Genomic DNA, 25,813 nt, shown 5'->3' on the forward strand with positions numbered 1-25,813 from the left:
GCGCGACACCCAGACGCTCCGCCAGCAGCGCCGGCAGCACACCCATCGAACCGTCCGTCGACGCCATCCCGCCGATCACCAGGTCGAACCCGGTCTTCTCCAGCGCCTTCGCCAGCACCGCCGACGTCCCGATCACATCCGAACCGTGGATGTCCTCGTCGTTCACGTGCACGGCCTTGTCCGCACCCATCGACAGCGCCTTGCGCAACGCGTCCTTCGCGTCGTCCGGCCCGACCGTCAGCACCGTCACCTCGGCGCCCTCGTTCGCCGCCGCGATCCGCAGCGCCTGCTCCACGCCGTACTCGTCGAGCTCCGACAGGAGGCCGTCCACACCCTCCCGGTCGGTGGTGTGGTCGTCCGCGAACCGACGGTCACCCGTCGCGTCCGGCACGTACTTCACACAGACGACGATCCTCAAGCTCATGAGTGGTTCTCCTGTCACGGTCGCGCTGGTCCATGGCCTCACGTCATGCCGAGGGTACTGAGTGCCAATCCCGGCCCGGCCGCGCCCTGCGCGCCGTGAGCGCCACCTGGACCGGCATACCGTGTCGGCGCTCTTCGACTGGTGTCGGAGGCTCCACGAAGAGGATACGGCACTCAGTACCCCTGGTAAAGGAACTCAGTACCCTTCCCGGTGTGCGCTGGGCCTCAGGCCGCCCTCAGGCGGCCAGCACCACGGCGGCCTCCCCCGTGTAGACGCGGAAGGTGAGGGACTCCTGGAGGTAGAGCCGCACGGTGTCGGCGTCGTGGGAGAGGTAGCCGACGGAGACGTCCTGACCGAGGAAGAGCTCGAAGTCTCCGCCCCGGGTGGACAGGAGGAGGGCGCCCTCGATGGCGGGGGCCCAGATGATGTCCCCGTCGAGGAGGCGGGCGAGGTGGTTGTGGACGGGGTAGCCGTGGTCGCTGGTCTCGTTGACGGCGGTGAAGGTGTCCGCTCCGAGCAGGAGCGAGTAGGGGCCGCCGACGCCGGCCAGGCGCAGCGCGGTGAGGGCGCGGCTGACGGCCTCGGGGTACTCGCGGACGTCCTCGGGGAGCTGGACCGGCGGGTTGGTGGAGCCGGCCCGGATGCCCTCGATGGCGGCGGCGCGGTAGCCCTCGAAGACGGCGCGGTCCTCGGCGAGGGCGATGGTGCGGGCGGCGTCCTTCACCGGCTGCCAGTCGGAGTCGCGGGAGCCGCGCTCGACGTCGTCGACGGCCTCGCGGCGGACGGTGAAGGGGACGCGCAGCTCGACCACCGGCTGGGCGGCGCGGGCGTGGGCCTGGACGCCGTCGGCGGGCGGTTCGATGCCGGTCAGGTGGCCGGTGCCGACGGCGGCGAGGGTGGAGCCGTCGGGGCCGTTCAGGTCGACCACGCGGCGGCCGGCGATGTGGAGCTTGAAGGTCTGGCGGGCCTCCTCCTCGATCTCCGCCCAGGCTGCGGCGGAGACGGGGGCGAGGTCGCGGTGCAGGTTGTTCATGGTGCGGGTCCTTGTCGGGAGGTCCGGTTCAGGGCGTGCCGCGCAGGCTGCCGATGCCGAGCGAGCCGGTCGCGGGGGGAGCACTCGGCGCGGGCGGAGCGGGCGGCGCCGACCGCACCGGGGGCGCCGGTGGCGCGGGCGGCGGGGCGTCGAGGAAGTCGGCGGTCGGGACGAAGAACAGCGAGCCGGTGACGGCGGTGGAGAAGTCGAGCAGCCGGTCGGTGGTGCCGGGCGGGCGGCCCACGAACATGTTGCGCAGCATCTCCTCGGTCACCTCGGGGTCGCGCGCGTAGCCGATGAAGTAGGTGCCGAACTCGCCGCCGCGGTCGAACGAGCCGAAGGCCATGTTGTAGCGGACGATCTTCCGTTCCTCGCCGTCCGGCCCGGTCACGATGCTGAGCGCGACGTGCGAGTCGGCCGGTTTGACGTCGTCATCGAGCTCGATGTCGGTGAGCTTGGTGCGGCCGACCGCCCGCTCCTGGTCCTCGACGCTCAGCGCGTTCCACGCGTCCAGGTCGTGCAGGTACTTCTGGACGACGACGTAGCTGCCGCCGGTGAAGCCCGGGTCCTCGGCGCCGACCACGGCGGCGGTCTCGGCGGCCCGGCCCTCGGGGTTCTCGGTGCCGTCGACGAAGCCGAGCAGGTCCCGGTCGTCGAAGTACTTGAAGCCCTGGACGGAGTCCACCACGGTGGCCGCCCCGGCCAGCCGGCCGGTGAGCTGGCCGGCCAGCTCGAAGCAGAGGTCCATCCGGGCGGCCCGCAGGTGCAGCAGCAGGTCACCGGGGGTGGCCGGGGCCCGGTGGCGGGTGCCGGCCACCTCCCGGAAGGGGTGCAGGCCGGCCGGCCTGGGGCCGTCGAAGAGCCGGTCCCAGGCGTCCGAGCCGATGCCGGTGACACAGGTGAGGCCGCCCTCGGGGGCCCGGAAGCCGACCGCGCGGCGCAGCCCGGCGAGATCGGGCAGCAGGTCGCGGACGGCGTCCTCGCCGCCGGGCTCGACGGTGAGGACCAGGAAGACCGCCGCGCTGGTCAGCGGGGAGAGCACGGCTTGCGGTTCGGCCTGCATGGCGAGGGTTCCTCCACGGTGGCGCGGGAGGCCGGGGGGCGTCCCGCTCATGGCCGGTGGTCAGCCTGCCGCGGCCGCTGCCGGCCGGGCGGGCCGACGGCGTGACGGACCAGCGGCGTGACGGACCAGCGGACATCTGATCATGCGTACGATTACACCCCATAGCGGACCATTCGGCGCGGGCGGCACTCCCCCGGACGGCCCTCCCGGACGCACCGTCCGCCGAGGCCGTTCGGGGGCGCCCGCGGCCGGTGGGCACGCGGAAGGGGCGGACGCGCCGTCACGCGCCCGCCCCTTCCACCCCGGCTGTCAGGCGCCGTCAGACGCGCAGGGCCGCCAGCTGCTCGGCGAACGGCACCACCTGTTCGGGCAGCGCCGGCGCCGCCGGGCCGCGGCCGGCCAGCAGGGCCGCCAGTTCGCCCGCCGCGCGGTCGATCCGGCCCGGGAGGCCGTCGGTGAGCCCGTCCCCCGCCGTGCCCCAGTCGTCGGTGGCCGCGTAGACGGCGGTCGGCACCACCACCGCGCGCAGGTAGCTGAACAGTGGCCGGACGGCGTGCTCCAGGGCGAGCGAGTGCCGGGGCGTGCCGCCGGTGGCGGCGATCAGCACCGGCTTGCCGGTGAGCGCGTCGTGGTCGACCAGGTCGAAGAAGGACTTGAACAGGCCGCTGTAGGAGGCGGTGAAGATCGGCGTCACCGCGATCACCGCGTCCGCTCCGGTCACCGCGTCGATCGCCCCGCGCAGTGCCGCACCGGGGAAGCCGGTGACGAAGTGGTGGGCGATCTCCGTGGCCAGGTCGCGCAGTTCGACCACCGTGACGTCCACCTGCCGCCCACTATCGGACAGTTGACGGATCGTCGACTCGGAGAGGCGGTCGGCCAGCAGCCGGGTCGAGGACGGCTCGCTCAGCCCGGCGCTCACCACCACCAGCCGGTACGCGGTCACTTGGCCACCTCCATGGTCTCCCCGTCGGCGGACTTCCCGTCGGCGGACTCCTCGTCGCGGGCCGCGACCCGCGCGGCGTGCGTCGGCCCGTCCGGCACCGCGGCCGGGCGGTTCCTGGCGAACTCCTCGCGCAGCACCGGCACGACCTCCTCGCCGAGCAGGTCCAGCTGCTCCAGCACGGTCTTCAGCGGCAGGCCGGCGTGGTCCATCAGGAACAGCTGGCGCTGGTAGTCGCCGAAGGACTCGCGGAAGGCCAGCGTCTTCTCGATGACCTCCTGCGGGCTGCCCACGGTCAGCGGGGTCTGCTCGGTGAACTCCTCCAGCGAGGGCCCGTGCCCGTACACCGGCGCGTTGTCGAAGTACGGCCGGAACTCCCGCACCGCGTCCTGCGAGTTGCGCCGCATGAACACCTGCCCGCCGAGGCCGACGTACGCCTGCTCGGGCGTGCCGTGGCCGTAGTGGGCGTAGCGCTCGCGGTAGAGGGCGATCAGCTTCTGGAAGTGCTCCTTGGGCCAGAAGATGTTGTTCGCGAAGAAGCCGTCCCCGTAGTAGGCGGCCTGTTCGGCGATCTCCGGGCTGCGGATCGAGCCGTGCCAGACGAACGGCGCGACGCCGTCCAGCGGGCGCGGGGTGGAGGTGAAGGACTGCAGCGGGGTGCGGAAGCGGCCCTGCCAGTCCACCACCTCCTCGCGCCACAGCTGGTGCAGCAGCGCGTAGTTCTCGATCGCGAGCGGGATGCCCTGGCGGATGTCCTTGCCGAACCACGGGTAGACCGGGCCGGTGTTGCCGCGGCCCATCATGAGGTCCACCCGGCCGTCGGCGAGGTGCTGGAGCATCGCGAAGTCCTCGGCGATCTTCACCGGGTCGTTGGTGGTGATCAGCGTGGTCGAGGTGGAGAGGATGATGCGGTCGGTCTGCGCGGCGATGTAGCCGAGCATGGTCGTCGGCGAGGACGGGACGAACGGCGGGTTGTGGTGCTCGCCGGTCGCGAAGACGTCGAGGCCGACCTCCTCGGCCTTGCGCGCGATGGCCACCATGGCCTTGATCCGCTCGTGCTCGCTCGGGGTGCGGCCGGTGGTCGGGTCGGGGGTGACGTCGCCGACGGTGAAGATTCCGAACTGCATGCTGCTCACCACACTCCAGGTCGGCCCCTCGCCCGGGCGCTCGGGGCGCACGGGGCTCTCGGGGCAGATCGTTAAACTTTCAACCACCTTAGCATCCGGGTGCGGATCGTTATTCCCGCCCACAATTGAGGGGGGAGCTCCGGAAGGGCGGCGAACCGATGGCGACGTACATCGCGGTGAGCGCGCTGAGCCACGAGGGCCTGGTGCGGCAGCACAACGAGGACAGCCTCACGGTCGGGCCGTGGACACTCTGCGCCACCGTGACCGGCAACCCGCAGACCCTGCTGTTCCCGCTCGGCCCGCCCTGCGTCGTCGCCGTGGCCGACGGCCTGGGCGGCCACCCCGGCGGCGAGGTCGCCAGCGCCCTGGTGGCCCGCCGACTGGCCGCCGACGGCGCCGGACTGGACGGCGAGGAGGCCGTCCGGGAGGAACTCCAGGAGTGCAACCGGGCGGTGTACGCGGCCGCCGCGGGCGAACCCGAACTGGCCGCGATGGGCACCACGGTGGCCGGCCTGGTCCTGCTGCCCGACCGGGCGGTGGCCTTCAACGTGGGCGACAGCCGGGTCTACCAGGTCGCCCCGGACGGGCTGCGCCGGGTGAGCGTGGACGACAGCCCGCCGCTGCCGCCCGGCCGGCGCACCACCTCGGTGGTCACCCAGACCCTGGGCGGCTCGCTCGGACTGACCTTCGTCGAGCCGCACGTACGCGCCGCACCGCTGGCCACCGGCGACCGCTACCTGGTGTGCAGCGACGGCCTGACCGACCCGGTGCCGGAGGAGGAACTGGCCGCGCTGCTCGCCCAGCCGCACGACGGCTCCGACCGCGCCGACGGGAGGGCCGCGTTCGAGCTCTGGAAGGCGGCGATCGCGGCCGGGGGGCCGGACAACATCACCCTGGCGCTGGTCCGGATCGGCGAGTAGCCGCCAGCTGGAACGGACCCGCCCCGGCGGGGCGCCGAAGCGCTCCGCCGGGGCGGTCACCTGTCCGTGTTTCGGTCGCTCGACGAGCGTCCGGTCAGAGTTCGCTCGTGACGCTCACCCCGCTGAAGCCCTGCTGGGCGTAGAGGCTGAAGTAGACGTAGCCGGCCGGCGGGTTGGTGATCGTCAGGGTCTCGGAGTTGTCCGGACCCGACGAGTGCGCCGTGCTGGCGTCGGTGTACGCCCAGCCGGCCGGGTTGTAGTAGAGGTCGCCGTTGCCGGTGCCGCCGCTGGTGGTGACCTTCACCTGCTTGGTGCCCGCCGGCACCAGGAGGTAGAAGTGCGCGTAGTTGCCGGTGGTCGCCGCGATGTTGCTGCGGGCGCAGTTGGCGTCCAGCTTGCGGATGTCGGTGCCGGCGCACTCCGGCAGCTGCGGCTGGGTGGGCGTGCCGCCGCCGGAGGCGCAGGCGCCGTTGGCGCACGCCGTCAGCCAGCTGTCGAAGCCGGCGTCGTAGCGGGTGCCGATGGTGGTCTTGAGCAGGGTGCGGGCGCCGGCCCAGTCGCCGACGCGGTACTTGGCGAGGACGGAGTCCAGGTCGCCGCGGTGCTGCTCCAGCATGTAGCGGACGGCGAGGTAGCCCCAGCGGTAGACCCGGTCCTGGTCACCGTAGGCGGTGTCGAAGAGGTCGCTCAGCTTGTAGGTGTGCTGGGCGGCCGCCGCGATGGCGGCGTCGTTGGTCACCTTGCGGTACGAGTACGAGATGTACTCGGCGAAGCCCTCGACCCACCAGACGGTCGGGGTGGTCATGCCGGCGTTGAAGTCGCCGTACATGTCGAACCGGCCGTCGAGGTAGTGGGTGTACTCGTGGTTGAGGTTCCAGATCTCGAACGACGGGCGGGCCCACTCGGCCTCGTAGCAGAGGAAGCGCGGCTGGTTGCCGGCCTTGGCCGGGTCGCCCTCCAGGTACATGCCGCCGTTGTTGGTGTCGATGCCGTAGATGGCCGCGGCCAGCACCTGGTAGTCCAGGGAGGAGTGGAAGACCACGACCTCGATCGTGGTGTTGCCGTCGTCCTTGACCGGACCGTTGTCGCGCACCACCGAGTGGAAGTACGCGTCCTGGCCGGTGAGGCTGGTGCAGGCGGTGCCCAGCTGGGTGTTGTCCAGCGCCTGGGCGATCAGCTTGATGCTCGGGCTGCAGGTGTAGTCGACCGTCAGCACGCCCGCCTTGAGCTGGTCGGAGGCGTTGCAGGTGCCGTAGTAGGCGCAGTTGGCGGCGTCGTAGTAGCCGACCCCGTCCGCGACCGCGGCCCACTGGTAGACGGTGCGACCGTTCGGCGCGGACTGCGCGACCAGCGACTTGGCGAGCGGACGGACCTTGGGCTGGAGCGCCGTGTCCTTCAGGAAGCGGGTCAGCTCCTTGGCCGCGTTGTAGACCAGTACGCCGAAGTCGCCGCCGAGCTGGTCGTTGTTGCGGGTCGCGAAGCCGGACAGCGCGTCCAGCACGCTCGGGTCGGCCTCGACCGCCGCGTCGAAGCCGGTCACCTGGTGGCCGCGGAACAGCACCGTGAAGACCGGGTTCACCGCCCAGGCCATGCCGGCCGGGTTCCAGGTGGCGCTGCTGTAGTCGTTCAGCAGCCGCTTGACCACCGGGAGGTAGCGGATGTTCTCCTGCGCGCTGTCGATCAGGGTGACGGCCTCGCCCAGGATGGGCGCGTTGCCCGCGGCGACGTCCCGCACGTGCGCGCCGCCGAAGAAGGCGTCCAGCCCGGAACGGATCGCCGTCTGGAGGGCGGTGCCGTAGGTGCCGACGTCGTCCTTGTGGTACCACTGCGCGAAGTACCCGGCGCGCAGGTACAGCACCAGTTGCTCGACGGAGGTCGAGTTGTCGCCCGGGTAGCTGCCGGACGCGTCGCGCAGCGCGTACGCCACGGTGGTCATCTGCTCCTCGCGGAACGCGCCCCTCGCGTCCGCGCCGGTGAGCTGGAAGAGCCCGTTGACGCACTGGATGTCGGCGGCCTTGATGTGTTGGACCAGGTCGCCGCCCGTCCGGCCGGTGAAGTCGCCGACGTTGCAGGGCTGGGCGGCGGCCGCGCCGAGGGAGAAGGCCTTGGCGGTCGGCCGGGCCTCGGCCGGCCGGGTGTCGAGCGGGAGCGGGGCTCGCTGGTCGACAGAGGCGAACTGCCGGTCGGTGTGGCCGCGTTCGGGGGCGCCGGCGGCGGGCTGCGGCGCCGGTCCGGCGGGGGTGGTGGGGGCGGACGCGCCGCCGGGGGCGGCGGCGGGGGCGGCCTTGCTCTGCGGGGCGAACAGGCCGATCGTCAGGAACATGGTCAGGGCGAGCACTAACAGCCTTGCCAGCTGCGGGAGTCGCAGCAGACGCGCGGAACTCACGTGGGGGCCTCCGGGCCGTCGTCGGCCGCATTGGGGGTGCGGCCGGTGGGGGGGGTGAGGACCGTTGGCGACGGCGCCTGTGGGCGGCTCCGTCGTACACACGGTGGGGAGTGTGACATGTACCATGGCACACATCACATGACGTTGGATAGCCCTGCTCATGTGAGCGATTGGCGGGGGAACGACGCAGGGGCCGTGCCGGCGAATCGCCGGCACGGCCCCTGCGCTCAGGGGTTGACGCCCCGCTCGACTACTTCCGCACTACTTCCGCAGCAGCAGGATCACACCGGCCGTCACCAGGCCGACCAGAACCGCCGCCGCGCCGTACGCCAGTCGGTGGGCGCGCAGCACCGGCAGGAAGCGGTCCACTGCGTAGCGGCCCGGGCCGGTCAGGGCGAGCGCGGCGGCACCCGCCGTGAGCAGCAGCTCGTACTCGCTGCCCTTCGGGGCGAAGAAGCCGCCGCCCCAGGTGACGGCGATCGCGTTGACCATCGTGCCGACGATCGCGGCACCCGCCAGCGGGGTCAGCAGGCCGACGGCGAGGGCCAGTCCGCCGAGCGTCTCGGTGAGGCCGGCGACCACGGCCATGGCGTTGCCCGCCGGGTAGCCGCTCATGGTGAAGAACTGACCGGTGCCGTCGATCCCGCCGCCGCCGAACCAGCCGAACAGTTTCTGGCTGCCGTGCGCGGCCATGGTCAGGCCGAGGGCCAGGCGCAGGAGCAGGAGTCCGGCGTCATAGGCGTGCGGGGAGGTCGTCGCGGAGTCGGGGGTCGCCCGGCCCGGGAGGACGGTGGTGGTGGGGGCGGTCGTGCTCGGGCTGCTGCTCGGCATGCGCGTCTCCATCGATCGGGATCGGTCGTAGGGGTGTGGTGGTGCGGCCGGGCGGGTCACCCCGCGGTTGTTGTTCAAATTTGAACCGGCCGCTCCTCGACCGTACCTTGGAGTTCGAATTTGAACAACTGACGGATCGTGGACAACTCGCGGGCCGGACCCGGCCCGGGGCAGGGTGGAGACATGGCTCAACGCAGGCAGCACCGGCGGACCGCGAAACCCGGCACGCCCTACCCCGAAGCCCTCGCCGCCTTCGGCGAACGCGTCCGGCTGATCACCCCCCGCCAGTGGGACGCCCCCACCCCGTGCGCCGACTGGTCCGTCCGCGAACTCGTCAACCACCTCACCGGCGAACAGCTGTGGATCCCCGAACTGCTGATGGGCGCCACCATCTCCGAGGTCGGCGGCCGCTTCGACGGCGACGTCCTCGGCGACGACCCGGTCACCACCTGGACGGAAGCCGCCGACGCCGCCCGGGACGCCTTCGCCGTCCCCGGCGCCACCGAGCTCACCGTCCACCTCTCCTTCGGGGACGTCTCCGGGCAGTACTACCTGGACCAGCTCACCACCGACCTCGTCATCCACAGCTGGGACCTCGCCGAAGCCGTCGGGCGGCGCACCCGGCTCCCGGCGGAACTCGTCGACTTCGCCCTCGGCGAGTTCGCCGGCTACGGGAACCTCTCCGGGAGCGGCCTGTTCGACCCGCCCCTGCCCGTCCCCGACGACGCCGGCCCGCAGACCCGCCTGCTCGCCCTCACCGGGCGGCACGACCGGCCCTGACCTGCGGCGACCGGCGTGGTACCCGACGCCGGATACTGGAAGGAGCGGGGGCCACGATCCGTGCGAGAGGCGGGCACGCCATGAGCCGCAGGCCGGACATCCTCGGCGAGTTCACCGCCGACCACCGGGCGGTCACCGAGTTGCTCGACCGGATCGAGCGGGCACCCGCCGGCGCCGCCGAGCGCGCCGACCTGCTGGCCCGGCTGACCGACCTGCTGTTCACCCACTGCGCGGCCGAGGAGGAACACCTCTTCCCGCTCGTGCAGCACGACGTACCGGACGGCGGGGCGCTGGTGTTCGGCAGCATCCACGAGCACCTGGCGATCGGGCAGTACCTCTCCGACCTCCAGGGGCTCGGCCCGGCCGACCCGGCCTTCGACACCCTGCTGCGCGGCCTCGCCGACACCCTGCGGCGCCACCTCGCCGTCGAGGAGAAGCAGCTCTTCCCGGCCGCCCGCAAGGCCCTGCCCGCCACCACCCGAGCCGTGCTCGGCGACCGGCTGCGGGCCGAACGCGCGGAAACCGCCGAGGACGTCGAGGGCCTTGAGGGCGCCGAGGGCCTTGAGGGCGCCGAGGGCCTTGAGGGCGCCGAGGGCCTTGAGGGCGCCGAGGGCCTTGAGGGCGCGGGACCCGCCGAGGCGGGCAGCACTGAGCCGTGAACGTCAGTTCTTCGGGCTGATCACCGCGAAGCGGCCGCCCTCCCGGTCCTGCAACCGGGCCACCCGCCCGTACGGGGAGTCGAAGGCGGCTCCCACCACCGAACCGCCCAGCTCCACCGCCCGGGCCAGCGCCCGGTCCGCGTCCGGAACGGCGAAGGACACCTCCCAGTGCGGCGGCAGCCCGGCCGCACCGCCCGCCTGCTCCCTCGCCAGCGCAGCGACGCTGTGGCCCTCCGCCCGCAGCACCACCCGGTCGTGCTCCCAGCGGACGTCGAACCGCTCCGGGTCACGGCCGTCCCAGCGGAACACCTGCCCGTAGAACAGGGCCGCCGCGAACGGGTCCGGCGTGCGCAGCTCGATCCAGACCGGAGCGCCCGGCAGGTCCAGCCGTCGGGCCCGGCCCAGCGGGCCCTCCCAGATGCCGAACACCGCCCCGGCCGGGTCCGCCGCGAAGGCCACCCGCCCGGCGTCGAAGGCGAGCGGGCCCACCGCCAGGGTCGCGCCGCGCTCGCGCACCGCGTCGGCGGCCTCGTCCGCGCTCTCCGTCCCGAAGTAGCTGGTCCACGCCACCGGCATCGCCCAGTCGCTGCCCGCGACCCCCAGCCCGGCCACCGCCTCCCCGCCGGTCACCGCGTGCAGGTACGGGCCGAAGCGGTCCGGCCCCGGCTCGAACTCCCAGCCGAGCAGCGGCCCGTAGAACGCCTTCGCCCCCTCCAGGTCCCGGGCCGTCAGGCTCACCCAGCACGGAACGGCCGCCACGCAGCGCACCTCGGCGGTCTCACCGCTGCCCATCGCGGACCTCCTCGCCCCCCGGCCGCCGGGCCCCTCCCGACTCCCACGGCCCACCGGCCGCCCGGGACGCCCACAGCCTAGGGGGATGGGCGTAGCACGTTCCGGGAGGCATGGCCGGGATCAGCGCACCCAGTTCTTGAGCGGCTCGGTGTCCAGCGAGATCCCCACCGGCTCGGGGAGGTGGACGGTCCTGCCGAACGGGAGGATCTGCGCGGTCTCGTAACGGACGCCGTCGGGCTGGCTATGGACGACGACCTCGGCTGAATCCCGGTCGATCAGCAAGTAGATCGGGATGCCGGCCTCGGCATAAGCCCGAGGCTTCTCGACGCGATCGCGCCGGTCGGTGTCCGAGTCGTAGGAGGTGACCTCGACGACCATCAGCACACCGTCAGCGTCGGCCCACTCCCCTTGACCGGCAACGGTGCCGCTGGGGGCGAGCGTGCCGTCCGGGTGAGCGCGTCCGCCACGGTAGGACCGAATCTTCAAACCGTGGTTGTACAGCCACAAATCGGGACGCGCCTGGATGCAGATCCGCGTCAGCCACTCGATGATCATGCTGCGGTCGCCGTCCGGCACGGGCTTGATCCCCAGCTTCCCGTTGATGAACTCCAGCCGGATTCCCTCTGCGCGGCGGGCTACGAGGTCGGCAATCTCCTCGAACTCCTCGGGCAGCATGTGCGGGCGCTCGGAGATCGCAGTCATGGGCTTTCCTCCTTCGCCTGGGCACCCTGCCGTGCAACGAACACACCGGCGAGTGGTTACGGGCCGTCCGGCTTCCGCCGATAGCGCCCGCCGTCCGGCCATGGCCCTACCCATGGCCGGACGGCGGCACAGGAAATGTGATCCAGGTCACAGCAAAAGCCGAAATTTCCGGGGACGGAATCCCCGTTTGGTCTTTCGTAGGCAGAAGCGGGGAGAACTTCCCCGGTATCCTGAAGGAGCAGTCGCCGTGACCACCGCCGCCACCGAGCCGGTCCGACCCGTGGAGACCGTCCGTGCGCCCAAGCTGCGCGCTGACGCGACCCGCAACCGGGAGCGGATCGTCCTGGCGGCTCGCGACGCTTTCGTCGAGCACGGCGCGGACGTGCCGCTGGACGAGATCGCGAAGCGGGCCGGGGTCGGCAACGCCACGCTGTACCGGAACTTCCCGGACCGCTCGGCGCTGGTCCGCGAGGTGGCGCTGCTCGTCAAGAGCCGTATCCTGGCCCTCGCCGAGACGGCGACGGTCGAGGCGGACGCCCCTGACGGCGTCCCCTTCGACGCCCTGCAGCGGTTCGCGCACGCGACCGTCGCGGAGAAGCTCGGCGCGCTCTGCCCGATGTTCACCAGCCATGTCGACCCGTTCGACCCGGACCTCACCGAGGCCCGCGTGCGCCTGACGGCCGCCGTGAGCGGTCTGATGGAGCGCGCCCGGGCGGCGGGTGAACTGCGGGCGGACGTCGACCACGGTGACCTGTTCATCGCGATCAGCCAGCTGACCCGGCCGCTGCCGGGGACGTCCTGCCAGCTGCTCGACGACTTCGTCCACCGGCACCTGCAGTTGTTCCTGGACGGGCTGCGCACGCCGGCCCGTTCGGTGCTGCCCGGCCGGGCCGCGACCTTCGAGGACTTCCAACCCCACCACTGACCCACAGCGGTACCCCGACCGACCGACCCACCCTCCGGACCGGGCCGACCACCGGCCCGCCGGAAGCCGATCCCCGCACGTCCCGCACCACCCGCCCCGCACCGACGCCCCGTACGGCGACCAGCCGTCCCCGTACGGCGGTCGGCCCTTGTCGCACGCCACGCACCCCGAAGTGAGTACCTCCATGCCTGAAACCGACGCCCGACCGGCGACGCTGCCCGATCCCCGGCGCTGGAAGGCGCTGATATTCATCGGCCTCGCCCAGCTGATGGTCGTCCTGGACGCCACCATCGTGAACATCGCCCTTCCGTCCGCCCAGCGGGACCTGGGCATCTCCGACGGCAACCGCCAGTGGGTGATCACCGCCTACGCGCTGGCCTTCGGCGGCCTGCTGCTGTTCGGCGGCCGGATCGCGGACCTCTGGGGCCGCAAGCGGACCTTCGTGGTCGGCCTGGCCGGCTTCGCCCTCGCCTCCGCGCTCGGCGGCGCCGCGGCCAACACCGCGATGCTGCTCGGCGCCCGCGCCCTCCAGGGCGTGTTCGGCGCGCTGCTCGCCCCGGCCGCGCTGTCGCTGCTGGCGGTGACCTTCACCGAGGCCAAGGAGCGCGCCAAGGCCTTCGGCATCTACGGCGCGATCGCCGGTGGCGGTGGCGCGATCGGCCTGATCCTCGGCGGTCTGCTGACCGAGTACATGAACTGGCGCTGGACGTTCTTCGTCAACGTCCCGTTCGCCATCGTGGCCGCCGTGGGCGCCGTCCTGGTGATCCGCGAGCCCGCCGAGGGCCGCAACCGCAACCGGCTGGACGTCCCCGGCGTGCTGCTGGTGACCACCGGCCTGGTCTCGCTGGTGTACGGCTTCACCCGCGCCGAGTCCAGCGGCTGGACGGCCGCCAGCACGCTGGGGCTGTTCGTCGCGGCCGCCGTGCTGCTGACCGCGTTCGTCCTGGTGGAGCGCCGGGTCAAGGCCCCGCTGCTGCCGCTGCGCGTGGTGCTGGACCGCAACCGCGGCGGGGTGTACCTGTCGCTCGGCCTGGCCGTGATCGGCATGTTCGGCCTGTTCCTGTTCCTGACCTACTACCTGCAGCTCGTGCGCGGCTACAGCCCGGTGCTGACCGGCGTCGCGTTCCTGCCGATGGTGGCGGGCATGATCACCGGCTCGACCCAGATCGGCGCCCGGCTGATGACCCGCGTCCCGGCGCGGTTCCTGATGGCCCCCGGCTTCCTGGTCGCCTCGATCGGCATGCTGCTGCTGAGCAACATCGGTCTGGACACCTCCTACCCGATGCTGATCCTGCCCGGCCTGGTCCTGATGGGCCTCGGCATGGGCACCGCGTTCATGCCGGCGATGAGCCTGGCGACGCACGGCGTCCAGCCGCGCGACGCGGGCGTCGCCTCGGCGATGGTCAACACCTCGCAGCAGGTCGGCGGCGCCATCGGCACCGCGCTGCTGAACACCATCGCGGCCAGTGCCACCACCAGTTGGCTGGCCTCGCACGCGACCGCCGCGGCCGCCTCGTCGCCGGCGGCCGCCCAGGCCCTGCAGTTCCAGGGCATGGTGCACGGCTTCACCACCGCGATCTGGGTGTCCTTCGGGATCCTGGTGGCGGCCTCCGCGATCGCCTTCACCCTCGTGAACGCCGGTCGCCCGGACGCGGCGTCGGCTTCGGGCGCCGGTGCGGCGAAGAGCGACGAGGTTCCGGTGATGGCGCACTGACGCCTGCGGGTTGCTCGGGTGCGTACGCGGCCCGTCCGGTGTCCCCCTCCTGGGGCGCCGGGCGGGCCGCTCGCCGTTCCGGGGTCCGGAGCACAGCCACCCCGGGTAGAAGTGGGGAGCACTCCCCGATTATGGTGACCTCAGCGAGAAGCGGGGAATGATCCCCACTTCGTTCCGACTGAGGTGCGTGCACATGACCCGGAATCAGAACCCAGGACGGGGGCGGCGGGCCGTCGACTGGGCGGACGGCCGACTGGGGATCCACACCCTGGCCAGGGCCAACCTGCGCAAGATCTTCCCGGACCACTGGTCCTTCATGCTGGGCGAGATCTGCCTGTACACCTTCCTGATCATCATCCTGACCGGCGTCTGGCTGACCCTGTTCTTCAAGCCCTCCATGGGCGAGGTGATCTACGACGGCTCGTACGTCCCGCTCAAGGGCGTGCCCATGTCGCAGGCCTACGCCTCCACGGTGGACATCGGCTTCGAGGTCCGCGGCGGGCTGCTGATCCGGCAGATCCACCACTGGGCCGCCGTCGTCTTCGTCGCGGCCATGTTCGTGCACATGATGCGGGTCTTCTTCACCGGTGCGTTCCGCAAGCCGCGCGAGGTCAACTGGGTCTTCGGCTTCCTGCTGCTCTTCCTCGGCATGCTGGACGGATTCTTCGGCTACTCGCTCCCGGACGACCTGCTCTCCGGCACCGGCATCCGGTTCATCGAGGGCGTGGTGCTGGCCGTCCCACTGGTCGGCACCTACGTCCAGATGTTCCTGTTCGGCGGCGAGTTCCCCGGGCACGACATCATCCCGCGGTTCTTCACCGTCCACGTGCTGCTCGTGCCCGGCATCATGCTCGGCCTGCTGGTGGCGCACCTGATCCTGGTCTTCCACCACAAGCACACCCAGTGGCCCGGGCCCGGGAGGACCGGGAAGAACGTCGTCGGCATGCCGCTGATGCCGGTCTACCTGGCCAAGGCCGGCGGGTTCTTCTTCCTGGTCTTCGGCACCGTCGCGCTGATGTCCGCCGTCGCCACCGTCAACCCGATCTGGGCGTACGGCCCGTACCGCCCCGACCAGGTCTCCACCGACGCCCAGCCCGACTGGTACATGGGCTTCGCCGAGGGCCTGATCCGGGTGATGCCCGGCTGGGAGGTCGGGCTCTGGGGGCACACCCTCAACCTCGGCGTGCTGATCCCGTTCACGCTGTTCCCGGTGATCCTCGGCGCGATCGCGGTCCACCCGTTCATCGAGAGCTGGGTGACCGACCACAAGCGCGAACACCACCTGCTGGACCGGCCGCGCAACGCGCCCGTCCGCACCGCGCTCGGCGCCGCCTGGATCAGCCTCTACCTGGTGATGCTGGCCGGCGGCGGCAACGACCTCATCGCCACCCGTCTGCACCTGTCGCTCAACGCCATCACCTACGCGGTGCGGATCGGCTTCTTCGCCGTCCCGGTGGCCGTCTTCGTCATCACCAGGCGCTGGTGCCTCGGCCTCCAGCGCCGTGACCGCGACAAGGTGCTGCACGGACGCGAGACCGGCGTCGTCAGGCGCCTGCCGCACGGCGAGTTCACCGAGGTGCACGCCGGGCTCGCGCCCGCCGAACTGCACCGGCTCACCGCACACGAGCAGCCCCGCCCCCTCGAACTGCCGGCCCCCGTCGACGAGAATGGAGTCGCCCGGAGCGCGGGCGTGCTCACCCGCACCCGCGCCCGGCTGTCCCGCGGATTCCACGGCGAACACGCCCGGATCGCCAAGCCCACCGCCGAGGAGTACCGCGAGATCACCGAGGGCCGCGGGCACTGACCCACGGCCCCGGTCCCCACGCCAGAGGGAGGACAGATGCACGACCGATCCGACCAGCTCGCCGACAACAGATACCTCCTGCTCACCACCTTCGGCGAGGACGGCACCCGCCGGGACTCGCAGATCTGGGTGGTGCCCGACGGCACCGCGCTCGGCGTCTGGACCCCGGCCCACTCCGGCGAGGCCGAACGGATCCGGCGCCACCCCCGGGTGCTGGTCGGCCCGTGCGACGCCCACGGGCGCCCGACCGGGCGGCCGGTACCGGCCCGCGCACGGCTCTGCGACCCGGACGACACCGCCCGCTACCGCACCTCGCTGATCAACAAGTACGGCCTGACGGCGCTGATCGCGCTGGCCCGCAGCCGGTTCCGGGTCGGGCTGGCCGGGACGGTCGGCATCCGGATCACGCTCAACGAGCTGGAGCAGCGGCTGGTCGGGCCCGAGTGGCAGCTGCCGACGACGTACTGCGTCAACTGACCCCGTCGGGCGGCCTGGTGGCGCCGGGAGCGGGGCCGGGGGCCGGGGGCCGGGCACGAGCGCGCCCGGCCCCCGGCGCCGTTCGTGTTCCGAAGCGTTCACGCTGCCCGGGGACCGCTGTCAGGGCCCGTCGTCCGGCGCCTTCGCCAGGTCCCCGGGTTCGCACGCCTCCCGGCCCGTCGCCAGGTGCACGACCCTGACCGCGCGGTCGGGGCCGCCGGGCACGACCCGCTGCTCGTGCCCGCAGCGCGGGCAGATCAGCGGGATGCGCGGACGGTGCTCCCGGCCGCCGGCGTGGCCGCCGTCCGGGTGCGCGGCACTCACGTCAACGGGTGGGTCGGGATCGGGCTGACCTCCTGGATCTCACCGTGGGCCTTGGTGAGCAGCTGCGAGGCCAGGTCGTTGAGGGCTCTGGCCCCCGCGATCTCCTCGCCGACCCGCAGCTGTTCCGGGTCCGAGGGGTGGCGGCTGCTGTAGCCGTGGGCCCGCAGTTCCCTGCCGTCGCGCAGCCGCAGCATGGCCGCGGCGGTCGTGCGCGGGCCGTCCTCGCGAAACTCCATCTCGATGTGCCAACCGACCAGAGTCTGCATGGCGGATCACCTCCATCGGTCACTCCTCCGGTTACTCCTCCAGAGTGCGCCGCACCCACCGTGAACACCAGGGCAGGCCGACCGGGGGCAAGTTGAACACGTTCAACTGTGCGGCGTAGAGTCGTCGACGACCACGATTTGAACGCGTTCAAGGAGGTGCTTCCGGCATGGGGAAAGGCACGACGGAGCTGGTGAACCTGCTGGTCCTGCTCGGCATGGGCGCCGTCGTCCCGCTCGGCCTCGCCCTGATCGGCGAACCCGGCCTCGACCGCGTCCGCCGGCTCTGGCCGCTCGCCGCCGTCCCCGGCGCGCTCTCGCTCTGGCTCCCGCGCGGCGGCCTCGCCACCGGCAGCGCCGCCCTCTACGCGCTCGGCACCCTGGCCGTCGCCCTCCACGCCCCGCTGCGGCTGCGCCGGACCCGCTCGCTCGCGCCCGCCGAACTCGCCGTCCTCACCGCGCTCGCCGCCCCGGCGGTGGCCGGCACCGCCCTGGTCGCCGAACGCTCCGGCTACCCGCTGTTCGGCTTCGAACCGCACGTCCTGGCACTGACCGTCCCGCACTTCCACTACGCCGGCTTCACCGCCGCCCTCGTCGCCGGGCTGGTCTGCCGCAGCACCCGGGCGGGATCCGGCGCCGCCCGCTGCGCCGCGTTCAGCGTGCCGGCCGGGACGCTGCTGGTGCTCGCCGGGTACTTCCTCGGCACCTGGGTCCAGTTCGCCGGGGCCTGCGTGCTCACCACCGGGATGTGGCTGGTCGGCCTGGTCACCTGGCGCGATCTGCGGCCCCGCGCCGCCGACCCGGTCACCGCCCGGCTGCTCACCGCCTCCTCGGCCGTCCTCGCCCTCACCATGCTGCTCGCCCTGTGGTGGGCCCTCGGCCAGGCGTCCGGGCTCCCCCACCCCACCCTGGCCTGGATGGCCGCCACCCACGGCGTCGGCAACGCGCTCGGCTTCGCACTCTGCTCGCTGCTCGCCTGGCGCCGGATCACCACCGCGGAGGACCACCGATGACCGACCTCAGCTACCCGGAGCAGGGCGCCAGCGCCACCGGCCACCTGCCCGGCGGGTACCGCCACCTGCGGCACCGGGCACTCATCGGCCGGGGCCGCCCCGCCCTGGAGGTGGCCGGGGCCGCCCTGCTCGGCTGGCGGATGCACCGGCTGGCCGGCGTGCGGATCGACGCCGACGCGGACCGGGCCGCCCCCGGCGTCGCCGTGCACTGCGCGATCGGCGTCGGCCCGCTCCGGGCCGGCGCCCCCAACCGGGTGCTGGCCACCGTCGACGGCCCGGACCGGTACGGCTTCACCTACGGCACCCGGGCCGGCCATCTGGCCCGCGGCGAGGAGACGTTCCTGGTCGAACTGGAGGCGGACGGGGCGGTCTGGTTCAGCGTCACCGCCTTCAGCCGTCCGGTCGCCCGGTACGCCCGGCTGGCGGGGCCGCTGCTGCCGCTCGCGCAGCGGGCCTTCGCCCGGCGCTGCGGCCGGGTCCTGGCCCGGATCGCGGCGGACGCGGGGTAATGCCTTGGCCCGCCGGGTAGGCCGTCCGGCATGATCACCCGGTGATACGCATGCAGTCGGCCCTCGATGTCGCCGCGGGGCAGCCGTGACCAGCTTCCTGACCCACCGGGCCCGGGTGCACGACGAGCGGCTGCCGGCGCGCCGGCGGTTCAACGCCCTGCGGACCTGCCTGACCTGCTTCGCGCCGTACGGCTTCCGGGCCACCTACCACCACCTCACGCTCAGCGCCCGGATGCCCCGGCTGCTGGAGGCCGACCCGGACTCGCTGGTGCGGGCCGTGGAGGAACTGCACGAGGCACGGGTCCTGTGGCTGGCCGGGGCACGGGAGTACGAGGCGCGGCGCCGGGCGCAGAAGCGGGCCGGGCGGCGGCAACCGCCCGAGCCGGTGTGGTGGAACCGCCCCTGGTGGGGCGCACCGGACGCGGCCTGGCGGGCGGACCCCTTCCTCCACCCGCCGCTGCGGCTGCCCGACTACGTCCGGCGGCAGAACGCCCTGCTGGACGGCGCCGACCTGCCCGGCTGCCCGGCCTGCGGGGACGAGGAGCCGGTGCTGTCGCGCTCGACCGGCCACGGCCTGGCCGAACTCTGCCGGACCTGCGCCTGGGTGCGGCAGCCGTGCCCGTGCGGACGGTGGCACAGCTTCGAGCCCACCCTGCGGGTCGGCTGGAACCGCGTCTGGCAACGGCAGCACCTGATCGGCGACGGCACGCCGAACCCGCGCTGGCCCGGCGTGCAGGGGCCGGCCCGGGTCGAGCGGCTGGCGGCGTACGAGGTCTCCCGCCCGTGGGGTCTGCGCTCCGCGCGGTGTGTGGCGCCCGGGCGCTGAACCGGCGCCGGCAGCTACCGGTGGAGGCGGCTCCGGCTGCGGAATACCCCGTCGGGGCGCACGGTTGTCGCGAGCACGTGATCGGTAGCGCCGCCTCCGGAAGGGAAGGAATCGCGAGATGAGCAGCACGGTCGAGCTGACCAAGGAGAACTTCGACGACATCGTCCCGGGCCCGGAGGGCCAGGACTTCGTCCTCATCGACTTCTGGGCCGGGTGGTGCGGGCCGTGCCGCCAGTTCGCCCCGGTGTACGAGAAGGCGGCCGAGCGCCACACGGACCTCGTCTTCGCCAAGGTGGACACCGAGGCGCAGGTGGAGCTGGCCGCCGCGTTCGGGATCCAGTCGATCCCCACACTGGCGATCATCCGTGAGGGCGTGCTCGTCTTCTCGCAGGCCGGTGCGCTGCCGGAGTCGGTGTTCGAGGACCTGATCGGCCAGGCCAGGAACCTGGACATGGCCGAGGTGAAGCGCAAGGTCGCGCAGGAGCAGGCGGCCGGGGGCCAGGCCTGACCCGTCCGGGCGTCCGCTGGTCCGAGGGCCCGGGGAGTGCGACTCCCCGGGCCCGGTCGCTCGGAAATCCGGGCGAAGTCCGGCCGGGGTCGGTCCTAGAGTCGTCGGCGACGGAGATCCCGCCCGACCGCGAGGAGCGACCCACCATGAGCACGTTCGTACTGGTCCCCGGTTTCTGGCTCGGCGCCTGGGCCTGGGACGAGGTCGCCGCGCCGCTGCGTGCCGCCGGGCACACCGTCCACCCCGTGACCCTGCCCGGGCTGGCGGAGCGCGCGGGCGAGGCCGAGCCGATCGGGCTGGCGGAGCACATCGCCGCGCTGGCCGACCTGCTGGTCCGCGAGGACCTGTGGGAGGTGGTGCTGGTGGCGCACAGCGGCGCCTGCGTCCCGGCCGGCGGCCTCGCCGACCGGATGCCGGAGCGGATCCGCCGGGTGGTCTACCTGGACAGCGGCCCGATGATCGACGGCGGTTCGCTGTACGACCTCTGGCAGCCCGACCACCGCGCGGCGGCCGACGCCGCGGTGGTCGACGGCCGCCTCCCGATGCCCTCCTGGGCCGACCTCGCCGCCGACGGCGCCAGTGTGGAGGGCTTGGACGAGGCCGAGCTCGCCCGGATCCGCGAGCTGGCCACCCCGCACCCGGCCGGGGCGTACCGGGACCGGCTGCGGCTGACCGGCGCCTCGGCCGCGCTGCCGCAGGCCCTGGTGACCTGTTCCTTCCCGCTCGCCCAGGTGCAGGCGATGATCACGGCCGGCCACCCGTGGTTCGCCGGGCTCGACGGGCCGAACTGGGAGCTGCGCGAACTGCCCACCGGGCACTGGCCGATGTTCTCCCGCCCGGCCGACACGGCGGCGGTGCTGGCCGAGCTCGCGGCGCTCTGACCCGCCCTCGGCCCGGACCCGTCGGCGGACCCATCGGCGGGTTCGTCGGCGCGTTCGTCGGCGCGTTCGTCCGCGCGTTCGTCTGCGCGAAGCCCCGCCGGCGTCGCAGGATGGGCACGGCACCGGGCGAACGGCCCGGCGCCCGTCCGGCCAGGGCCGGATCCCACCGGAGAGCGAGCCCCTGAGGATGTACGCGGAGCGCGAGAAGTGGCCGCCGGAGGCCGTTCGGGTCAGGCTCGGGTACGAGACGAACGGCAGCCACGGGCCGATCTCCCGGCAGGTCGCCCCCACCGGCGCGCTGGACGACGCCCGGCGCGCCCGGCTGCTCGACGTCCGCGACCACACACCCGTCACCCTCGCCCTGCGGGCCGGGGTGGCCATCGACACCACGGAGGACCGGGTATGACCAGCACCGCCGAGGAGTACGACGTCATCGTCCTGGGGGGCGGCCCGACCGGCGAGAACGTCGCCGACCGGACGGCCGCCGCCGGCCTGCGCACGGTGGTCGTGGAGGCCGAACTGGTCGGCGGCGAGTGCTCGTACTGGGCCTGCATGCCGAGCAAGGCGCTGCTGCGCCCGGTGGCCGCGCTGGCCGACGCCCGCGCGGTGGGCGGCTCCCGGGAGGCGGTCGGCGACAGGCGGCTGGACCCGGCCGCGGTGCTGGCCCGGCGGGACTCCTTCACCTCGCACTGGAACGACGACGGCCAGGTGCAGTGGCTGCGGGACAACGGCATCGAGCTGGTGCGCGGTCACGGCCGGCTGGCGGGCGTACGGACCGTCACCGTGGAGGCCGAGGACGGCACCGAGCGGGTGCTCACCGCCCGGCACGCCGTCGCCGTGTGCACCGGCAGCCGTCCGGTGCTGCCCACGGGCGTGCCGGGCCTGGCGGAGGCCCACCCGTGGACCAACCGGGAGGCGACCGCCGCGCCGGCCGTGCCCGGGCGGCTGGCGGTGGTCGGCGGCGGCGTGGTCGGGGTGGAGCTCGCGACCGCCTGGCGGGCGCTCGGCTCCGAGGTGGTGCTGCTGGTACGCGGCGACCACCTGCTGCCGCGGATGGAGCCGTTCGCGGGCGAGCTGGTCGCGGAGGGCCTGCGCGAGGCCGGGGTGGACCTCCGGTTCGGGACGGAGGCCACCTCGCTGGAGCGGGCGGACGGCGCCGGGCCGGTGGTCCTGACGCTCGGTGACGGCGAGCGGCTGACCGTGGACGAGGTGCTGTACGCGACCGGACGGGCCCCGCGCACCGCCGACGTCGGGCTGGAGCAGGTCGGGCTGAAGCCGGGCGGCTGGCTGGAGGTGGACGACAGCTGCACCGTGCTCGGCGTCGACGGCGAGTGGCTGTACGGCGTCGGGGACGTCAACCACCGGGCGCTGCTCACCCACCAGGGCAAGTACCAGGCCCGGATCACGGGCGCGGCGATCGTGGCCCGCGCCCAGGGGCGTGCGCTGGACACCTCCCGCTGGGGCGCGCACGCCGCGTCGGCCGACAGCGCGGGCGCGCCGCAGGTCGTCTTCACCCATCCGGAGGTCACCGCCGTCGGGCTGACCCTGGCGGCGGCCGAAGCGGCCGGGCTGCGGGTCAAGGCCGTCGACCACGACTTCGGCGCCGTCGCCGGGGCCTCGCTGTACGGCGACGACTACCGCGGCCGGGCCCGGGTGGTCTTCGACCTGGACCGCGAGGTGCTGGTCGGCGCCTGCCTGGTCGGCCCCGGGGTCGCCGAACTGCTGCACTCGGCGACCGTCGCCGTGGTCGGCGAGGTGCCGATCGACCGGCTCTGGCACGCCGTGCCCTCCTACCCGACGATCAGCGAGGTGTGGCTGCGGCTGCTGGAGGGCTGCCGGGGGTGAGCCGGGCGGGTGAACCGGGCGGACGGGCCCTCCCGACGAGAAGGCCCTCCGGGTGAGCGGGCGCGGCGAGATGTGGCCGCCGGTGGACGGCGGGACACTGGGCGTCGGGGGCCGTCCCGGGGGGCCGTACTCGTCACCAGGTGGTGTGGGGCATGACCGAAGTGCTGTTGGCCGTCGGAACCGAGAAGGGCCTCTTTCTCGGCCGCAGCCGCGACCGGCTGGACTGGGAGTTCAGCGGGCCGCACTTCCGGATGAACGCGATCTACTCCGTCTCCATCGACCGCCGCGACGGCCGCACCCGGCTGCTGGTCGGCGCCGACAGCAGCCACTGGGGGCCGTCCGTCTGGCGCTCCGACGACCTCGGCGCCACCTGGTACGAGCCGCCGCAGCCGGCGATCCGCTTCCCCGAAGCCACCGGCGCCTCGCTCACCCGGGTCTGGCAGCTCCAGCCGGCCGGCCCCGAGGCCCCCGGCGTCGTCTACGCCGGCACCGAGCCCGCCGCGCTGTTCCGCTCCGAGGACGGCGGTGAGACCTTCCGCCTGGTCGAGTCGCTCTGGAACCACCCGCACCGGACCGACTGGGGCGCCGGCTACGGCGGCCAGGGCCTGCACACCGTCGTCACCGACCCCCGCGACCCGCAGCGGCTGCTGGTCGCCGTCTCCACCGGCGGCGTCTACCGCAGCAAGGACGGCGGCGACAGCTGGGAGCCCGCCAACACCGGTCTGCGCGCCGAGTTCCTCCCGGAGGAGGGCCAGTACCCCGAGTTCGGCCAGTGCGTGCACAAGGTCGCCCCCGACCCCGTCGACCCCGACCGGCTGTACCTGCAGAACCACGGCGGCGTCTACCGCAGCGACGACTGGGGCGCGAGCTGGCGCTCCGTCGCCGACGGCCTGCCCGCCGCGTTCGGCTTCGCCGTCGCCGCCCACCCGCGCCGGGGCGACACCGCCTACCTGTTCCCGCTCGGCGGCGGGGACGACCGCATCCCGCCCGGCCACCGGTGCCGGGTCTTCCGCACCACCGACGGCGGCACCAGCTGGCAACCCCTCGCCGACGGCCTGCCCGGCGAGGACCACTACGGCATCGTGCTGCGCGACGCGCTGCGCACCGACGACGCCGAGCCGGCCGGGATCTACTTCGGCAACCGGACCGGCGACGTCTACGGCAGCCACGACGAGGGCGAGAGCTGGTCGTTGCTGATCTCCCACCTGCCGGACGTGCTCTGCGTCCGCGCCGCGGTGGTGTCCTGACAATTCGGTTGCCCCCGGGAGCGCTCTCGTCGACCATGACTGCGGACGAACGACCGTACGAATGGGGCTTGGTGTGACCGAGGCGGATCTGGTGATCGGGCGAAACGGCGAGGGCGTACCGGTGGTGCGCTACCTCCCGGGCGAGCGGGAGGGCCGGCCCTGGGCCGACCTGCTGGAGGTGGTGGACGAGACCGGCGGCATCGACCCGGTGGAGTTCGTGCGCACCGAGATGGCCGGGTGGGTGGTCTCCGGGACCCCCGAGTTCGGCCTCGCCCTGCTGGAGCACGGCGCCACCGTGCTCCGGCACGCCCACGCCATGCGGCGCGACCTGGTCGCCGACCCACCGCCCGCCGACTGGGCCGGGGCCCCGCTGCGCGACGGCCTGCGGGCCGTACCCTGCGACCGCGCGCCCGAGGACCTGTTCGAGGCCTGGCGGGCCGCGTTCGCCCCGGGGCACCCGGACCACTTCGCGGGCGACGACCGGCAGGCGCTGGCGGAGCGGATCGCCCCGCTGCTCGCCGGCGAGGTCATCGGGCCGGTGCTGCCCTCCAGCCTGCTCGCCGTGGACGCGCAGGACCGGGTGGTGGCCGGGCTCGTCCTCACCGACCGCGGCGGCATACCGTGGATCGGCGACGTCTTCCGGCACCCGGAGCTCGGCTACCGGGGCCTCGGCGCGGACCTGCTGCGCCGCGCCGTCGCCGACGCCGCCGAACGCGGGCTCGTCGAGGTGCAGTTGGCCGTCACCGACGGCAACCCGGCCCGCCGGCTCTACGAGTCCCTGGGCTTCGAGCTGCTGAGCACCGCGCTGACCGTGATCGTGCCGGAGAACGGCTGACGGCCACCAGTCGCTGTCCGGCCGGTCCCGGGGAATCAGCCGCGATCGGCCGGACAGGCCTGGTTAGGGCACCCCCTACGGCCGGACCAGCTCCAGGACGGCTATCCCGGCCAGCACGGTGAGGCTGGCGCCCAGCCGCAGACGGCCGAGCCGCTCGCGGAACACCACGGTGGCGATCAGGGCGGCGATCACGATGCTCGTCTCGCGCAGGGCCGCGATCGTCGCCAAGTCCCCCCGGGACTGCGCCCACACCACCAGGCCGTAGGCCGTCAGCGAGAGCACGCCTCCCGCGATCCCCACCGGCACCACCTTGCCGACCCCGGTCAGCAGCGAACGGCCGCGCCGGGCCCAGGCGATCAGCGCGAGCGTCGGCCCCTGCAACAGGAACAGCCAGGCCACGTAGCCGCCGACCGTCCCGGCGTGCCGGACGCCGCTGCCGTCCAGCACCGTGTAGACGGCGATCATCACGCCCGTCCCGGCGGCGGCCCCGAGCGCGGGCAGTTGCGCCCGCCCCGGGACGCCCTTGGCGAAGGCCAGCCCGATCAGGCCGCAGGAGATCACCACCACGCCCAGCAGCTCACCGGCGCCCGGGTGCTGACCGAGCACGGTGGCCGACAGCAGGGCCACCAGCAGCGGCGCCGAGCCGCGCGCGATCGGGTACATCTGCCCGAAGTCGCCCAGCTGGTAGGCGCGTAGCAGCAGGACCGTCGACGTCGTCTGGACGGCGACCGAGGCCAGCAGGTACGGCCAGGCCGAGGCCGCCGGCAGCGGGTTGAGCAGCACCAGGACGAGCGCGCACGCGGTGTAGGTCAGGTTGATCAGCGCGAAGCCGACCAGCTTGTCCGCGATCCGGTGCGCCAGCCCGTTCCAGACGGCGTGCAGCACGGCCGCGGCGAGCACGGCCACCGGCACGGCCGGCACAATCTCGGGCATGGCGAAGCTCCCCTCCGACGGCCTTCCGGCGACCCGGCACGGCCTGGAATCG

General features: G+C 73.3%; 27 protein-coding genes and 1 pseudogene. 16 read left to right on the forward strand and 12 right to left on the reverse strand.

From position 1 onward, the window contains the following. The 5 genes from ACIQVZ_RS30560 to ACIQVZ_RS30580 form a co-directional block, all read right to left on the reverse strand. Positions 1–424, reverse strand: a 424-nt coding sequence (locus tag ACIQVZ_RS30560) for an electron transfer flavoprotein subunit beta/FixA family protein (protein WP_402454332.1), incomplete at its 3' end; no start/stop codon positions are given. A gap of 235 nt (positions 425–659) precedes the next feature. Then, positions 660–1,457 carry a family 1 encapsulin nanocompartment shell protein gene (locus ACIQVZ_RS30565; RefSeq protein ID WP_350884446.1) on the reverse strand — a complete coding sequence of 266 codons (798 nt, stop codon included), beginning with the start codon at positions 1,455–1,457 and terminating at the stop codon, positions 660–662. Between the two features lie 28 nt (positions 1,458–1,485). Further along, positions 1,486–2,520, reverse strand: a complete 1,035-nt coding sequence (locus tag ACIQVZ_RS30570) for a Dyp-type peroxidase (protein WP_350884448.1) — start codon at positions 2,518–2,520, stop codon at positions 1,486–1,488. Between the two features lie 319 nt (positions 2,521–2,839). Beyond that, on the reverse strand, positions 2,840–3,463 hold the full coding sequence (locus ACIQVZ_RS30575; protein ID WP_402454335.1) for an FMN reductase: 624 nt from the start codon (positions 3,461–3,463) through the stop codon (positions 2,840–2,842). Further along, positions 3,460–4,587, reverse strand: coding sequence for an LLM class flavin-dependent oxidoreductase (locus ACIQVZ_RS30580; RefSeq protein ID WP_402454337.1), 1,128 nt, complete (start codon positions 4,585–4,587; stop codon positions 3,460–3,462). Before ACIQVZ_RS30580 ends, ACIQVZ_RS30575 begins: the two co-directional genes overlap by 4 nt. A gap of 158 nt (positions 4,588–4,745) precedes the next feature. On the opposite strand from ACIQVZ_RS30580, the gene ACIQVZ_RS30585 reads away from it, so the two are divergent. Further along, complete coding sequence (locus ACIQVZ_RS30585; RefSeq protein WP_402454340.1) at positions 4,746–5,507, forward strand: PP2C family protein-serine/threonine phosphatase; 762 nt, start codon at positions 4,746–4,748, stop codon at positions 5,505–5,507. Positions 5,508–5,601: 94 nt separating this feature from the next. On the opposite strand, the gene ACIQVZ_RS30590 is transcribed toward ACIQVZ_RS30585, so the two are convergent. Next, complete coding sequence (locus tag ACIQVZ_RS30590; RefSeq protein WP_402454459.1) at positions 5,602–7,830, reverse strand: M9 family metallopeptidase; 2,229 nt, start codon at positions 7,828–7,830, stop codon at positions 5,602–5,604. Positions 7,831–8,154: 324 nt separating this feature from the next. Next, on the reverse strand, positions 8,155–8,724 hold the full coding sequence (locus ACIQVZ_RS30595) for a DoxX family protein (protein ID WP_063346958.1): 570 nt from the start codon (positions 8,722–8,724) through the stop codon (positions 8,155–8,157). A 183-nt stretch (positions 8,725–8,907) separates the two neighbouring features. Between ACIQVZ_RS30595 and ACIQVZ_RS30600 the strand changes: the two genes are divergently transcribed. Next, complete coding sequence (locus ACIQVZ_RS30600; protein ID WP_350884458.1) at positions 8,908–9,504, forward strand: TIGR03086 family metal-binding protein; 597 nt, start codon at positions 8,908–8,910, stop codon at positions 9,502–9,504. An 80-nt stretch (positions 9,505–9,584) separates the two neighbouring features. Next, on the forward strand, positions 9,585–10,163 hold the full coding sequence (locus tag ACIQVZ_RS30605) for a hemerythrin domain-containing protein (protein WP_402454342.1): 579 nt from the start codon (positions 9,585–9,587) through the stop codon (positions 10,161–10,163). A 3-nt stretch (positions 10,164–10,166) separates the two neighbouring features. On the opposite strand, the gene ACIQVZ_RS30610 is transcribed toward ACIQVZ_RS30605, so the two are convergent. After that, positions 10,167–10,955 carry a VOC family protein gene (locus ACIQVZ_RS30610; protein ID WP_350884462.1) on the reverse strand — a complete coding sequence of 263 codons (789 nt, stop codon included), beginning with the start codon at positions 10,953–10,955 and terminating at the stop codon, positions 10,167–10,169. Positions 10,956–11,075: 120 nt separating this feature from the next. Beyond that, positions 11,076–11,657 carry a Uma2 family endonuclease gene (locus ACIQVZ_RS30615; RefSeq protein ID WP_350884467.1) on the reverse strand — a complete coding sequence of 194 codons (582 nt, stop codon included), beginning with the start codon at positions 11,655–11,657 and terminating at the stop codon, positions 11,076–11,078. 247 nt (positions 11,658–11,904) lie between these two features. Here ACIQVZ_RS30615 and ACIQVZ_RS30620 point away from each other — a divergent pair, with 247 nt between their 5' ends. The 4 genes from ACIQVZ_RS30620 (at position 11,905) to ACIQVZ_RS30635 (ending at position 16,577) form a co-directional block, all read left to right on the forward strand. Next, a complete protein-coding gene (locus ACIQVZ_RS30620) occupies positions 11,905–12,582 on the forward strand; it encodes a TetR/AcrR family transcriptional regulator (RefSeq protein ID WP_350884470.1) in 678 nt (225 codons plus the stop codon). Positions 12,583–12,766: 184 nt separating this feature from the next. Further along, positions 12,767–14,296 (forward strand): MFS transporter, encoded by a 1,530-nt coding sequence (locus ACIQVZ_RS30625; protein ID WP_402454345.1) that lies wholly within the window; start codon positions 12,767–12,769, stop codon positions 14,294–14,296. A 193-nt stretch (positions 14,297–14,489) separates the two neighbouring features. Continuing rightward, a complete protein-coding gene (locus ACIQVZ_RS30630) occupies positions 14,490–16,100 on the forward strand; it encodes a cytochrome bc complex cytochrome b subunit (RefSeq protein WP_402454348.1) in 1,611 nt (536 codons plus the stop codon). A 36-nt stretch (positions 16,101–16,136) separates the two neighbouring features. Beyond that, complete coding sequence (locus tag ACIQVZ_RS30635; RefSeq protein ID WP_350884476.1) at positions 16,137–16,577, forward strand: PPOX class F420-dependent oxidoreductase; 441 nt, start codon at positions 16,137–16,139, stop codon at positions 16,575–16,577. A 120-nt stretch (positions 16,578–16,697) separates the two neighbouring features. On the opposite strand, the gene ACIQVZ_RS30640 is transcribed toward ACIQVZ_RS30635, so the two are convergent. Then, positions 16,698–16,901, reverse strand: a complete 204-nt coding sequence (locus ACIQVZ_RS30640) for a hypothetical protein (RefSeq protein WP_350884478.1) — start codon at positions 16,899–16,901, stop codon at positions 16,698–16,700. Next, complete coding sequence (locus ACIQVZ_RS30645; protein ID WP_350884480.1) at positions 16,898–17,167, reverse strand: DUF1876 domain-containing protein; 270 nt, start codon at positions 17,165–17,167, stop codon at positions 16,898–16,900. The genes ACIQVZ_RS30640 and ACIQVZ_RS30645 overlap by 4 nt, the downstream gene beginning before the upstream one ends. A gap of 167 nt (positions 17,168–17,334) precedes the next feature. On the opposite strand from ACIQVZ_RS30645, the gene ACIQVZ_RS30650 reads away from it, so the two are divergent. The 9 genes and pseudogenes from ACIQVZ_RS30650 (at position 17,335) to ACIQVZ_RS30690 (ending at position 24,828) form a co-directional block, all read left to right on the forward strand. Beyond that, on the forward strand, positions 17,335–18,177 hold the full coding sequence (locus tag ACIQVZ_RS30650; RefSeq protein WP_402454351.1) for a YndJ family protein: 843 nt from the start codon (positions 17,335–17,337) through the stop codon (positions 18,175–18,177). Next, positions 18,174–18,686: a DUF1990 family protein gene (locus tag ACIQVZ_RS30655; RefSeq protein WP_402454353.1), complete on the forward strand. Its 513-nt coding sequence runs from the start codon at positions 18,174–18,176 to the stop codon at positions 18,684–18,686. Before ACIQVZ_RS30650 ends, ACIQVZ_RS30655 begins: the two co-directional genes overlap by 4 nt. 85 nt (positions 18,687–18,771) lie before the next feature. Next, positions 18,772–19,512 (forward strand): hypothetical protein, encoded by a 741-nt coding sequence (locus ACIQVZ_RS30660; RefSeq protein ID WP_402454355.1) that lies wholly within the window; start codon positions 18,772–18,774, stop codon positions 19,510–19,512. A gap of 106 nt (positions 19,513–19,618) precedes the next feature. Next, positions 19,619–20,020: pseudogene (locus tag ACIQVZ_RS30665) on the forward strand (thioredoxin family protein); the annotation flags it as partial. Between the two features lie 146 nt (positions 20,021–20,166). Continuing rightward, entirely contained in the window at positions 20,167–20,901 is a 735-nt protein-coding gene (locus ACIQVZ_RS30670) for an alpha/beta hydrolase (RefSeq protein WP_350884488.1), read from the forward strand. A gap of 187 nt (positions 20,902–21,088) precedes the next feature. Further along, the gene (locus ACIQVZ_RS30675) at positions 21,089–21,307 is read left to right on the forward strand and encodes an OsmC family protein (protein ID WP_402454357.1); all 219 of its coding nucleotides are present in this window, start codon (positions 21,089–21,091) and stop codon (positions 21,305–21,307) included. Beyond that, positions 21,304–22,746, forward strand: coding sequence for a dihydrolipoyl dehydrogenase family protein (locus ACIQVZ_RS30680; RefSeq protein WP_402454359.1), 1,443 nt, complete (start codon positions 21,304–21,306; stop codon positions 22,744–22,746). The genes ACIQVZ_RS30675 and ACIQVZ_RS30680 overlap by 4 nt, the downstream gene beginning before the upstream one ends. Before the next feature lie 152 nt (positions 22,747–22,898). Beyond that, complete coding sequence (locus ACIQVZ_RS30685; RefSeq protein ID WP_402454360.1) at positions 22,899–23,993, forward strand: WD40/YVTN/BNR-like repeat-containing protein; 1,095 nt, start codon at positions 22,899–22,901, stop codon at positions 23,991–23,993. Between the two features lie 73 nt (positions 23,994–24,066). Beyond that, a complete protein-coding gene (locus ACIQVZ_RS30690; protein WP_402454363.1) occupies positions 24,067–24,828 on the forward strand; it encodes a GNAT family N-acetyltransferase in 762 nt (253 codons plus the stop codon). A gap of 75 nt (positions 24,829–24,903) precedes the next feature. Here ACIQVZ_RS30690 and ACIQVZ_RS30695 read toward each other — a convergent pair whose 3' ends face one another. Then, positions 24,904–25,761 carry an EamA family transporter gene (locus ACIQVZ_RS30695; protein ID WP_402454364.1) on the reverse strand — a complete coding sequence of 286 codons (858 nt, stop codon included), beginning with the start codon at positions 25,759–25,761 and terminating at the stop codon, positions 24,904–24,906. Positions 25,762–25,813 lie beyond the last annotated feature (52 nt).

This window comes from Kitasatospora sp. NPDC098663 (assembly GCF_044760075.1).
GTDB lineage: Bacteria > Actinomycetota > Actinomycetes > Streptomycetales > Streptomycetaceae > Kitasatospora.

Bases quoted from the DNA above. Each gene is read 5' to 3' on its own strand.
- ACIQVZ_RS30615 (WP_350884467.1), bottom strand. From the start codon at position 11,657: ATGACTGCGATCTCCGAGCGCCCGCACATGCTGCCCGAGGAGTTCGAG.
- ACIQVZ_RS30680 (WP_402454359.1), top strand. From the start codon at position 21,304: ATGACCAGCACCGCCGAGGAGTACGACGTCATCGTCCTGGGGGGCGGC.
- ACIQVZ_RS30610 (WP_350884462.1), bottom strand. From the start codon at position 10,955: ATGGGCAGCGGTGAGACCGCCGAGGTGCGCTGCGTGGCGGCCGTTCCG.
- ACIQVZ_RS30630 (WP_402454348.1), top strand. From the start codon at position 14,490: ATGACCCGGAATCAGAACCCAGGACGGGGGCGGCGGGCCGTCGACTGG.
- ACIQVZ_RS30600 (WP_350884458.1), top strand. From the start codon at position 8,908: ATGGCTCAACGCAGGCAGCACCGGCGGACCGCGAAACCCGGCACGCCC.
- ACIQVZ_RS30635 (WP_350884476.1), top strand. From the start codon at position 16,137: ATGCACGACCGATCCGACCAGCTCGCCGACAACAGATACCTCCTGCTC.
- ACIQVZ_RS30670 (WP_350884488.1), top strand. From the start codon at position 20,167: ATGAGCACGTTCGTACTGGTCCCCGGTTTCTGGCTCGGCGCCTGGGCC.
- ACIQVZ_RS30655 (WP_402454353.1), top strand. From the start codon at position 18,174: ATGACCGACCTCAGCTACCCGGAGCAGGGCGCCAGCGCCACCGGCCAC.
- ACIQVZ_RS30605 (WP_402454342.1), top strand. From the start codon at position 9,585: ATGAGCCGCAGGCCGGACATCCTCGGCGAGTTCACCGCCGACCACCGG.
- ACIQVZ_RS30590 (WP_402454459.1), bottom strand. From the start codon at position 7,830: ATGTTCCTGACGATCGGCCTGTTCGCCCCGCAGAGCAAGGCCGCCCCC.
- ACIQVZ_RS30675 (WP_402454357.1), top strand. From the start codon at position 21,089: ATGTACGCGGAGCGCGAGAAGTGGCCGCCGGAGGCCGTTCGGGTCAGG.
- ACIQVZ_RS30570 (WP_350884448.1), bottom strand. From the start codon at position 2,520: ATGCAGGCCGAACCGCAAGCCGTGCTCTCCCCGCTGACCAGCGCGGCG.
- ACIQVZ_RS30650 (WP_402454351.1), top strand. From the start codon at position 17,335: ATGGGGAAAGGCACGACGGAGCTGGTGAACCTGCTGGTCCTGCTCGGC.
- ACIQVZ_RS30565 (WP_350884446.1), bottom strand. From the start codon at position 1,457: ATGAACAACCTGCACCGCGACCTCGCCCCCGTCTCCGCCGCAGCCTGG.
- ACIQVZ_RS30585 (WP_402454340.1), top strand. From the start codon at position 4,746: ATGGCGACGTACATCGCGGTGAGCGCGCTGAGCCACGAGGGCCTGGTG.
- ACIQVZ_RS30645 (WP_350884480.1), bottom strand. From the start codon at position 17,167: ATGCAGACTCTGGTCGGTTGGCACATCGAGATGGAGTTTCGCGAGGAC.
- ACIQVZ_RS30595 (WP_063346958.1), bottom strand. From the start codon at position 8,724: ATGCCGAGCAGCAGCCCGAGCACGACCGCCCCCACCACCACCGTCCTC.
- ACIQVZ_RS30685 (WP_402454360.1), top strand. From the start codon at position 22,899: ATGACCGAAGTGCTGTTGGCCGTCGGAACCGAGAAGGGCCTCTTTCTC.
- ACIQVZ_RS30625 (WP_402454345.1), top strand. From the start codon at position 12,767: ATGCCTGAAACCGACGCCCGACCGGCGACGCTGCCCGATCCCCGGCGC.
- ACIQVZ_RS30580 (WP_402454337.1), bottom strand. From the start codon at position 4,587: ATGCAGTTCGGAATCTTCACCGTCGGCGACGTCACCCCCGACCCGACC.
- ACIQVZ_RS30695 (WP_402454364.1), bottom strand. From the start codon at position 25,761: ATGCCCGAGATTGTGCCGGCCGTGCCGGTGGCCGTGCTCGCCGCGGCC.